This window comes from Nocardia sp. NPDC004722 (assembly GCF_053601505.1).
In genome coordinates this window covers 1-9,339 of sequence record NZ_JBSGBY010000331.1, presented here as the reverse complement: position 1 = coordinate 9,339, position 9,339 = coordinate 1, and the positions used below count along the sequence as shown (strand labels likewise).

Sequence of the window (9,339 nt, the reverse complement as noted above, 5' to 3'; positions counted from 1 at the left end):
GCGGTCGGCATGATGCGCACCGCGCCCGGCGCGGGCCCCGGCTACATGGGATACGGCGGCCGCTGGCGCCTCACCGACGGCGTGCTGCGCCACCTCCGGCACCAGCCGGTTGCCGCGCGCCATCACCTTGGCCACCTTGGATTCGGTGAAGCTCACGCAGCCCTGGCCCTCGCCGGGCTCCCAGTACTTGCGATCGCCGTTGGTGCTGAACTCCATGTCCCCCGCGAATTCCGGATAGGTGCGGCACTCGATATCGAGGATGGGCGCGGAGTTGTTCTTGACCAGCAGCCCGACCCCGCAGCCGTCGCCGGGGACCGGGGCCTGGGCGAGCCCCCGAATATCGGTCTGGGTGAACACGGGTCCGGCGCAGTTCTGCGCGCAGGCGATGAGGGCGGTGCGCGCGTCGGTGGTCTGCAACACCATGCGGGCGATCCACATGGCGTGGATGAACGCCGCGCAGCCGCCGTTGCTGACGTCGAAGACCCAGCGCGGCTTCATATCCAGCCGCCGCGCCACCTCCGGCCCCATGCCGAGCACCGGATTGTCCGGGAGCTGGGTGTGGGTGACCAGCACGTCGATATTCGAGAGTTCCTGTGCCCCATGACGATCGATGAGCGGGGCGACCGCCTGCTCGACCATATCGACCGAGGTCTCGTCGCGGGCGATGTGGTGCCGCCCCTTGGGGGCGCGGAACATGACGTTCTTGGCCATCCGGTCCGAGCGGGAGAACTGGGTGAAGTATTCGGTGCCGACCGGCTCACCGGGGAGGTAACCGGCCACGTCGACCAGGCTGACAGGCGGCGTCCTCAACGAGGGCTCTGTGAAATCCATCGGTTGCTCACTTCATCCAGTCGGGCTTGATGGGCAGGCCGTGCGACGCGCGGTATTCCGCGATGGCCTTGAGGTTGTCGAGCTCCAATTGGTGCCCGGCGGAGAACATCTCCCAGAAGTCGCCGACCCACACCTTGCGCTTGTCCGGCGCGGTGTCCTTGTAGGGGTTCTTGTCGTAGAACGGGTGATGGCAATTCGTCCACAGCACAACCGATCCCGGCTTGTCGAACACCACCTGGGCGTCGACCACCCGCATCAGGTAGATCATCCACAGGTGCTCGCCCTGATCCCAGGCACAGTGGTAATCCACCGTCATGGCATCGGGATTGGCGATCGTGCGGGTGTAGATATTGGTGTTGTCGCCGAGCCGGTCGTGCGACACCCACAGTCCCGGCTCCTCGGTCTCGGTGAAACCGCGCAGGCTGTAGGTCCACTCCTCCAGCGACCTGGTGTCGGCGAGGTACTCGTACAGATCCCGTGGCGGGGCGTCGATATAGCCTTGGACCGGGCAATAGTCGCCGAAGATCTGGTCGTGCGGATACACCGACCGCAGCATGTCGAGAATGATCGGCGTGGTGGCGTCGCGATCGGAATTCTCGATGCGCAGCAGACCGGGTACGGCGGCGTCGGGGATATCGCTCAGGGCGGGCAGGGCGCTGGTGGTCACGGGATTACCTCCTGGGAGACGTCAGGAACGGTGTGAACGGCGGTATTTCATCGGGGTCGCAGTCGATGCTGACGAAGGCGGGGCCCGGTCGATCGGCGCAATGCCGCAGCGCGGCATCGAGTTCGGCGAGGGACTCCGGTGCGTGGGTGCACAGATCCGGGAACATGGCGGCCATCCCGGCGCCCGGATACGCGGGACGAAATCGGTTGAAGCTGTAGCGATCTCCGTAGTACAGCTGCTCGCGGGTGATGCACATGGCGTGCGCGTTGTTGTTGAACACCACGAAGGTGACCGGCAGACGGTGCTCGATCGCGGTGTGAATTTCCATGCCGTGCATGAAGAAAGCGCCGTCGCCCGCGATCACGTAGGTGCGGCGCGGGCTTCCGTCGGGCCGCCGCTCGCGGGCGAAGGCGGAGCCGATCCCGGCCCCGAACGCGTAGCCCATTCCGCCCATGCCGAGCGCCACCGTGAAGCGCCCGTCGCGGGGCAGCCGCAGGTGATGCACCACGGCCGCACCGGTATTGCCCGCGTCGGCGAAGACGTCGGAGCCGTCGGGCAGCGCGCCGTTGATGGTCTCCACCACCTCGCGGTAGCGCAGGCCCGGGCCGTCGGAAGGCGGCACCGGCAGCGCGGTCAGCGCGGGTTCGGGGTGCGGGCGAGGGCGCAGCGGAATGATTCGGGCCTCGGGATCGCCACCGCCGGAGGACAATTCGCCGATCAGTTCGGCGAGGGTCCGGGCCAGGTCGTTGCTGTGGGCGTGGGTGGCGGCCGGAAAGGGCGGCAGCGCACCGATGCTCGCCAGCGGCACCGCCGCCAGTGCGTCCTCCATCCCGGCCCGGGCGGTGACCGGCATGCGGGTGCCGACCAGCAGGCACAGCGCCGCACCGCGCAGCGCGTCGAGCAGCTCCGGATTGCCCATGCTCCCGGAGACGCCGCAGTAGCCCGGATCCGCGTGGTGGTACACGTCTTTGGCGTCCGGGGCCACCCCGACGGCGGCGTCCAAGGCCGCGGCGAAGCGCGCCAGTTCGACCCGGGCGTCATCGCGGGCCACCTGGTCCCCGGCAATGATCACGATCTTCCCGGTGGCATGCGCGCCGCGCACGATGCGCAGCACCCGCCAGAGGTTCTCGATCTCGCGGCGATAGGCGCGGGTGGGCGGCACGAAGTCCGGCGCGACCAGGTCGGCCTGCTGAATGTCCTTGGGCAGCAGCAAGACCGCGGGCCCGCCCCGGCGTGCCGCGGTGACCGCGTGGGTGAGGTGCGCGGGCAGGTCGGCGGGGGCCTCGACGCGCGCACAATAGTGCGAAATCGGCGTGAAGAGCGCGACCGCGTCGAAGGCGCCGGCCCGCCCGCTCGAATCCTGAAAGGCGCCCTTGCCCTCCGAGACCGTCGGCGGCTGTCCGATCAGGGCCAGCACCGGCACCCGGGAAGCGAAGGCCTCGGCCAGCCCGGCGACCAGGTTCACGGCCCCGCCGCCGGAGGTGGCGCACACGACCCCGAGCCCGGCGGTGGAGCGGGCGTAGCCGTCGGCCATGGTGGCGGCGGCGAACTCGTGCTTGGCGACCACCGCCGTGATCAGGTCTCGCCTGTCGAAGGCCGCGTCGTACAGGTCTTCGATATTCGCTCCGCCGACACCGAAGATGTGCCCGACGCCCAGGGTCGACACCGCCTTGATCAGGTGATCGACGACCCTTGTACCGCTGTGCATGGGCGCTTCCTTTCGGTGATCTCCACCGGTGCCCGGATACCCTCAATCGGGATACGAATGCGAGTAGGGAGCGGTTCAATTCCGCCGCTGGTCTGCCGCGTGCTCTCGGGGGTTCGGGGGCGAAGCCCCTGAGAGCCCCGAGAGTGGGCCACTCTTGCCATGTATGTATACGTCTACGTATAGTTGGCTCATGCCGAACAAGACGATTTACGTATCCGATGACGACCTCAAGCTGTTTCAGCGCGCGCAGGAGCTGGTGGGGGGCAATCTGTCGGGCGCGATCGTGACGGCACTGCGGCGCTTCATCGAGCTCGAGGAGGGTCGCAAGGAGGGCTACGAAGAGGTGGTCCTCAAGGTCGGCAAGGAAGGGGTGCGGCAGGTCCGCTTCTCCGGCACCCTGCTGACGCACTGGCACCAGATGGCCAACGAGCGCATCGAGGACATCCGGGTGTACCGCACTCGCAAAGGCGCGTACGCGGTGCACAGCCACTTCTCCAAATGGTCGGAGTTTCCGACCGACACCAATTGGCGCCAGTGGCGTCGTTTCCTCGGTCTGGGGGAACAGGATTGGGGCGATTTCGACCTCGAGGTCTTCGACTCGCTCGACGACCTGAAGGGCAAGATCCCGGATCGCCTCTACGCCCGCGTCGTCGACGCGGAGAACCCGCACGTCGAGGATCTCGACATCTGATCGAAAAAGCCTGTAGCACAACTGAATAGCCGAACAACAACACTTTGACCGCATGCCTCGGCGGTCACGGCCTGGATGACGCATGCATTCATGCCTATGTATTGATGAAAGAGAGGGGAGCGATGAACCACCCCGCAGCGAACCACTCCGGAGCGGCGGCCATCACGGTCACCGGCCTCTGCAAATCCTTCGGCGAGCACATCGTGCTCGACCGCATCGACTTCTCGGTCCCGGAGGGCAGCGTCTTCTCGATGCTCGGCCCCAATGGCGCGGGCAAGACCACCACGGTCGAGATCCTGTCCACGCTGAAGCGCGCGGACGGCGGCGAAATCTCCGTCGGCGGTTTCGATCCCGGCACCCAGCCCGACGGGGTGCGCTCGGTGATCGGCGTCACCGGCCAGTTCTCGGCCGTCGACGAACTGCTCACCGGCCGCGAGAACCTCATCCTCATGGGCGACCTGCACCATCTGCCACGCAGCGAAACCCGCAGGCTGGCAGCCGAACTGCTGGCCACCTTCGACCTGGAGGAGGCGGGCGACAAGATCGCCTCCAGCTACTCCGGCGGCATGACGCGACGTCTCGACCTGGCCATGACCCTGGTCGGCGATCCGCGCATCATCTTCCTCGACGAGCCGACCGTGGGCCTGGATCCGCGCAGCCGCCGCGCCATGTGGGAGGTCATCCGCCGCCTCACCGCGCGCGGCGTCACCATCTTCCTGACCACGCAGTATCTGGAGGAGGCCGACCAGCTGGCCGACCGCATCGCCGTGCTGCACCAGGGGCGACTGGTCGCCGAGGGCACCGCGGATCAGCTCAAGCGCCTCGTGCCCGGCGGCTACATCCGCCTGGACTTCGGCGACCGCATCGAATTCGAAACCGCCGCGCGCCTTTTCGACTCAGCTTCACAGGTGAACGGTGATCTCACCCTGGCCATCCCCAGTGACGGCGCGGTGCGCTCGGTGCGCGAGGTGATCGACCGCCTCGATACGGCCGGGGTGGAACCCGCGGGCCTGTCCGTGCACACCCCCGACCTCGACGACGTCTTCCTGGCCCTGACCGGCGGCCACGCTCCCGAGAAGGAGACCTCCAAATGAGCACCTTGGCCATGTCTTTCGCTGATTCCAAGACCATGCTGCGCCGGAATCTGGTGCACGCCAAGCGGTATCCGGGCATGACGTTCGCGCTGATCATCATGCCGGTGTTCCTGTTGCTGCTGTTCAATTTCGTGTTCGGCGGCGCCCTGAAATCGTCCACCGGTGGCCGCTACATCGACTATCTGACGCCGGGCATGATGCTCATCATTCCCGCGTACATGGTGGCGGGCGTCGCTGTCGGCATGGCCACCGATATGACCAAGGGCATCATCAATCGCTTTCGCACCATGTGCTTCTCCCATGCCTCGGTCCTCACCGGGCAGGTGGTCGGCACCCTGATCCAGGGCATGCTGGGCGTCATCGCCATGACCCTGATGGCCCTGGCCATCGGCTTTCGGCCGCACGCCGATCTGCTGGAGTGGCTGGCGGCCTTCGGCCTCATCGCGCTGACCGTGTTCGCGCTGAACTGGCTCGGTGTGGGATTCGGGCTGATCGCCCAGACGCCGGAGAGCGCCTCCAATATGCCCACGCCGATCCTGTTCCTGCCCTTCCTCGGCAGTGGTCTGGTGCCCACCGACACCATGCCCGCCGGGGTGAAGCAGTTCGCCGAATACCAGCCCTTCACCCCCATCACCGAAACCCTGCGCGGACTGCTCATGGGCGGGCCGATCGGGCACAACGGGATCCTGGCAGTCGGCTGGTGCGTGGTGATCGGGGTGGCCGGCTACTTCTGGTCCACCACGACCTTCCGACGCAAGACCCGGTAACGGTCAGATACCCGCCGCGAGAAGGACTTTCCCCGACATATTGCGGATCTCGACCGTCTTCAGCTGCTCCGGCGACACCGAGGTGGTGCCGTCCGGAGTCAGCGTCTGTCCGGGCTTGACCGTCCATTCGGCCAGTTTGGAGGCCACGCCGTCATCGCGGGTCACCCACAGCGACAGCGTCCACATGTACGAGGCGTCGTCCTTGTCGGTGGCGGGCGGGTACTGGCACCACATGTCGACCCGGGTCTGCCCGTTGACGGTGATCACCTTGTAGGTGGCCTGAATCGGGGTGTCCGTCTGCGGCTTCAGCGGACCCTGCGCCACCACCTGCTGCACGATCGCCGGGCCCGCGTCGCGCGCGACATTGGCGGTCACCGGCACCGCGATCATCACCGCCGCGGCCGTCGCCGCCACGGATCCGCCGATCGACCACCATCGCCCCCGGCGCCGCCGCTTGGCGGCCTGCTCCGCCAGGGTCGGCAACAGCCGCTCGGGCGGCGGCGGCACACTGGCGGGCGGATCCTCCTGCGCCGCAACCGACAGCGCGGTATCCGCGTCCACCAGGGCCAGCAGGCCCGGCAGCCCGGCCAACTTGCCCACGGCCGCGCGGCACGCGTCGCATCCCGTCAGATGCTCCTCGTACTCGCGGCGGTCGTCCCTGGCGAGAGCGCCGAGCACATACGCGCCATCCCACGTGGTGTAGCCATCGCACAGCTCATGGCCCTCGGTCATCTCGTCACCCCCATCTCCTGCAGCACCAATCGCAACGCCCGCATGCCGTAGTGCATGCGGGACTTGACCGTGCCCTCCGGGATCTCCAACTCCTCCGAGATCTGGTGCGTGGAAAGCCCCCGGTAGTAGGCACGGACGATCACATCGCGGTGATCGATGCTCAGCCGCGCCAGCGCGTCCGCCACCAGCCACCCGTCCAGCGCTCGATCGGTCTTGTCCGGTTCGGGCACCTCCGGCGGATGATCGGTGCGGAACTCGCGCCGACTGCGCGCGCTGCGATGTTCGTCGACAGCCAGGTTACGGGCAACCGTGAACAGCCACGCCCGCGCCGAGCTCGTCGATTGATCCAGCACATTGGGCCGCTGCCACGCGCGCAGCAGGGTCTCCTGCACGATGTCCTCGGCCCGACCCGGATCCCCGACCAACCCGTAGGTGTAGCGCCACAATGCGGCCGCGTGCTCGTCGTACAGCGCGCGGAGCAAGGCGGCTTGATCCTCCGGCATCGCTCACCTCCGCATCGACCACGACACAGACGTCCCGACGGTTCAGTTTCGTTCGAGCTCGATCGGATGGGTGGCCAGCAGCGACAGCGGGAGGGGTTGGCGGCGTAGGACATGCGCCCAGAGGTCGCCGCGGCCCGCGAGCGGATCGGTGGGCAGGGCCGAGAGCACGATCCAATCGCCGCGGTCCAGTTCGCCTTCCAGCTGACCGAAGGTCCATCCGGCGTAACCGGCGAAGACCCGGACACCCTCGACGAGGCCCTCGATCCGGTCCGGATCGGAATCCAGATCGATCAGGGCGACCCGGCCGTCGACCCGGCGCACCCCGGCCAGCCCGGCAATGGACGCGCCCACCTTGATGGTGGCCAGGCACAGTGCCGCATCACGTTTCACCGGTCCGCCGATATAGAGGGCGCGGGGCCCGGCGGCGAGTTCGGACCAATTGGGGAGCACATCGTGCAGGGCGGTATCGCTGGGTTTGTTGAGCACCACACCCCAGGTGCCGCCGTCATTGTGCTCGAGGATGTACACCACGGACCGTCGAAAGGACGGCTCCACGAGATCGGTTGCGGACACCAGCAACGTGCCAGGGCGAACTACCTGGTCCTCATGCCGGAATTCGCGTCGAGAACGGTCACCGTGTTCCTCTGCGCGTGCCACTACGCCATCATCGCACTGAGACAGGCTAATTGCGTTGCATAATTTGCTGGTTACACATTTGTGCCGTGACGAGCCGTTCCGGAGCCCGAAAAACTTGTCCCGCATACCTTGCGGTTGGTAGCTAGGGTGGCCTTATGGAACGTCCCGAGGTGATCCTCGAGAACAGCGATGCCGTCTACGACTTCTATCGTGACCACCAGCAGAATCTGCTGAAGGCGCGGGCGGCCTACTGGCTGTTGGGACGTCGTTACCGGCCGCGGGTGAGCTACGCGCCCGGGGCGCGGGAACGGCTGCGGGAGTTGATCTCCCAGCGGCGACCGCTGCTCATCGCGGTCAACCACCTCTCGCAGCTGGATCCGTACACGGTCGCCGCCGCGGCCTGGCGCAGCGCGCTGCGACCGGTCATCGGGCGCACCCGGGTGCTGGCCAAGGACGAGTTGTTCGTCGAGGAGAAGCTGCGCGGGCGCATCGACATGATGGGCGGCATTCCGGTGTTCCGCGGCAAGGACCACGGACTGCGCGCGGTGAACGCGGCCGGGCAGCGCATGATCGATATCTGCGCCGAGCGCATGGCCCGCGGTGACGGGGTGGCGGTCTTCCCGGAGGGCACCTGCAACGACGTGGATCCGACCCAGGTGCAGCAGGTCGGAACCGGTATCGGGCACATCGCCTTCCGAGCCAAGAAGCTCGGCGCGGACCCGGTGCTGGTGAGTCTCGGCCTGAGTTACGGGCCCCGGCCGGATCCGAAGGTGGAGCCCACCAAGGAGGAGGCGCACTCGGCCAGTTTCTACTTCGGCGTGCCCGTGCCGGAACTGCCCACCAAGCCCGCCGAGATCACGCGGGTGGTGCGCGAGGAATTGCAGTCCGCGCTGGACGGCGCGGTCAAGGCGTACTAGCTCTGGGGCAGGTTCAGCCGCTGCCTGGACCACTGCGGCACCAAAGCCAGGTAGTCGGGCCGGGATTCGACGAAATGGTGCACCATCGGGCACAGCGGCAGGATGCCGAAACCCTCGTCGCGGGTCTGATCCAGCGCCCCCTGCACCAGTTTGCGGCCGTAGCCCAGCCCCTCGTGCTGTGGATAGATCTCGGTGTGCACGAACGCGCGCTCGTTGGCGGTGTCCTGGTAAGCCGCGACACCGGCGAGGTAGTCGTCGACGTACAACTCGAACCGATCCAGTGCAGCGTTCTTGCGGACCTCGATCGACTCACTCGACATGGGCTCGAGGTTAGTGCGCCCGCGACGGCTATTTGTCCGAATACGGGAAGGGTGGCTCCGGGCGTGTCGCTTCCCACACCATTGCGCACACTGTAGGGATGACGAACCCACGGCCGCGCCGGGTGTTGCTCGCCCCGGACAAATTCAAGGGCTCCCTGACCGCCGCGGAAGTGGCGGCCGCACTCGCGGCGGGGATCGCCGGGGTCGCTCCGGAAACCCGGGTGACGCAGGCCCCGATCGCGGACGGCGGCGACGGGACGGTCGACGCGTTCGTGGCGGCGGGCTGGGAGCGGGTCACCGTCGAGAGCTACGGGCCGACGCTGGCGCCGGTGAGCACCTCCTACGCGGTGCGCGGGCGGACCGCGGTGGTGGAGCTGGCGGCCGTCAGTGGCATCACGAAACTTCCCGGCGGACAAGCGGATCCGCTGCACGCGAGTACCTACGGTGTCGGTGACGTGATCGGCGACGCCCTG

Annotated in this window: 12 protein-coding genes; 5 read left to right on the top strand and 7 right to left on the bottom strand. The window is 67.3% G+C overall.

Annotated features, from left to right (window positions below):
* The 3 genes from ACWELQ_RS27855 to ACWELQ_RS27845 form a co-directional block, all read right to left on the bottom strand.
* Positions 1-831, bottom strand: an 831-nt coding sequence (locus ACWELQ_RS27855) for a hypothetical protein (protein ID WP_452399998.1), incomplete at its 3' end; no start/stop codon positions are given.
* A 7-nt stretch (positions 832-838) separates the two neighbouring features.
* Positions 839-1,498, bottom strand: coding sequence for an SRPBCC family protein (locus ACWELQ_RS27850; protein WP_452399997.1), 660 nt, complete (start codon positions 1,496-1,498; stop codon positions 839-841).
* Between the two features lie 4 nt (positions 1,499-1,502).
* Positions 1,503-3,206 (bottom strand): thiamine pyrophosphate-binding protein, encoded by a 1,704-nt coding sequence (locus ACWELQ_RS27845; protein WP_452399996.1) that lies wholly within the window; start codon positions 3,204-3,206, stop codon positions 1,503-1,505.
* 190 nt (positions 3,207-3,396) lie between these two features.
* On the opposite strand from ACWELQ_RS27845, the gene ACWELQ_RS27840 reads away from it, so the two are divergent.
* The 3 genes from ACWELQ_RS27840 (at position 3,397) to ACWELQ_RS27830 (ending at position 5,758) form a co-directional block, all read left to right on the top strand.
* Entirely contained in the window at positions 3,397-3,897 is a 501-nt protein-coding gene (locus ACWELQ_RS27840; RefSeq protein ID WP_452399995.1) for an EXLDI protein, read from the top strand.
* 122 nt (positions 3,898-4,019) lie between these two features.
* Positions 4,020-4,991 carry an ATP-binding cassette domain-containing protein gene (locus ACWELQ_RS27835; protein ID WP_452399994.1) on the top strand — a complete coding sequence of 324 codons (972 nt, stop codon included), beginning with the start codon at positions 4,020-4,022 and terminating at the stop codon, positions 4,989-4,991.
* Positions 4,988-5,758 carry an ABC transporter permease gene (locus tag ACWELQ_RS27830; RefSeq protein ID WP_452399993.1) on the top strand — a complete coding sequence of 257 codons (771 nt, stop codon included), beginning with the start codon at positions 4,988-4,990 and terminating at the stop codon, positions 5,756-5,758. Before ACWELQ_RS27835 ends, ACWELQ_RS27830 begins: the two co-directional genes overlap by 4 nt.
* 3 nt (positions 5,759-5,761) lie before the next feature.
* Here the strand turns inward: ACWELQ_RS27830 and ACWELQ_RS27825 are convergent, their stop codons facing one another.
* From ACWELQ_RS27825 to ACWELQ_RS27815, 3 genes are read right to left on the bottom strand one after another with little or no spacing between them, the layout of a single operon-like run.
* The gene (locus ACWELQ_RS27825; protein ID WP_379358786.1) at positions 5,762-6,490 is read right to left on the bottom strand and encodes a zf-HC2 domain-containing protein; all 729 of its coding nucleotides are present in this window, start codon (positions 6,488-6,490) and stop codon (positions 5,762-5,764) included.
* The gene (locus ACWELQ_RS27820; protein ID WP_379358784.1) at positions 6,487-6,993 is read right to left on the bottom strand and encodes a sigma-70 family RNA polymerase sigma factor; all 507 of its coding nucleotides are present in this window, start codon (positions 6,991-6,993) and stop codon (positions 6,487-6,489) included. The genes ACWELQ_RS27825 and ACWELQ_RS27820 overlap by 4 nt, the downstream gene beginning before the upstream one ends.
* 42 nt (positions 6,994-7,035) lie before the next feature.
* Positions 7,036-7,650, bottom strand: a complete 615-nt coding sequence (locus ACWELQ_RS27815; RefSeq protein WP_452399992.1) for a YqgE/AlgH family protein — start codon at positions 7,648-7,650, stop codon at positions 7,036-7,038.
* A gap of 134 nt (positions 7,651-7,784) precedes the next feature.
* Here ACWELQ_RS27815 and ACWELQ_RS27810 point away from each other — a divergent pair, with 134 nt between their 5' ends.
* On the top strand, positions 7,785-8,546 hold the full coding sequence (locus ACWELQ_RS27810) for a lysophospholipid acyltransferase family protein (RefSeq protein WP_452399991.1): 762 nt from the start codon (positions 7,785-7,787) through the stop codon (positions 8,544-8,546).
* On the opposite strand, the gene ACWELQ_RS27805 is transcribed toward ACWELQ_RS27810, so the two are convergent.
* The gene (locus ACWELQ_RS27805) at positions 8,543-8,866 is read right to left on the bottom strand and encodes a GNAT family N-acetyltransferase (protein ID WP_452399990.1); all 324 of its coding nucleotides are present in this window, start codon (positions 8,864-8,866) and stop codon (positions 8,543-8,545) included. The genes ACWELQ_RS27810 and ACWELQ_RS27805 overlap by 4 nt on opposite strands.
* A 98-nt stretch (positions 8,867-8,964) precedes the next feature.
* Between ACWELQ_RS27805 and ACWELQ_RS27800 the strand changes: the two genes are divergently transcribed.
* Positions 8,965-9,339, top strand: a 375-nt coding sequence (locus tag ACWELQ_RS27800; RefSeq protein ID WP_452399989.1) for a glycerate kinase, incomplete at its 3' end; no start/stop codon positions are given.

Coding starts and splice junctions, on each gene's coding strand:
- ACWELQ_RS27825 (WP_379358786.1), bottom strand. CDS start 6,490: ATGACCGAGGGCCATGAGCTGTGCGATGGCTACACCACGTGGGATGGC.
- ACWELQ_RS27840 (WP_452399995.1), top strand. CDS start 3,397: ATGCCGAACAAGACGATTTACGTATCCGATGACGACCTCAAGCTGTTT.
- ACWELQ_RS27810 (WP_452399991.1), top strand. CDS start 7,785: ATGGAACGTCCCGAGGTGATCCTCGAGAACAGCGATGCCGTCTACGAC.
- ACWELQ_RS27835 (WP_452399994.1), top strand. CDS start 4,020: ATGAACCACCCCGCAGCGAACCACTCCGGAGCGGCGGCCATCACGGTC.
- ACWELQ_RS27845 (WP_452399996.1), bottom strand. CDS start 3,206: ATGCACAGCGGTACAAGGGTCGTCGATCACCTGATCAAGGCGGTGTCG.
- ACWELQ_RS27805 (WP_452399990.1), bottom strand. CDS start 8,866: ATGTCGAGTGAGTCGATCGAGGTCCGCAAGAACGCTGCACTGGATCGG.
- ACWELQ_RS27830 (WP_452399993.1), top strand. CDS start 4,988: ATGAGCACCTTGGCCATGTCTTTCGCTGATTCCAAGACCATGCTGCGC.
- ACWELQ_RS27820 (WP_379358784.1), bottom strand. CDS start 6,993: ATGCCGGAGGATCAAGCCGCCTTGCTCCGCGCGCTGTACGACGAGCAC.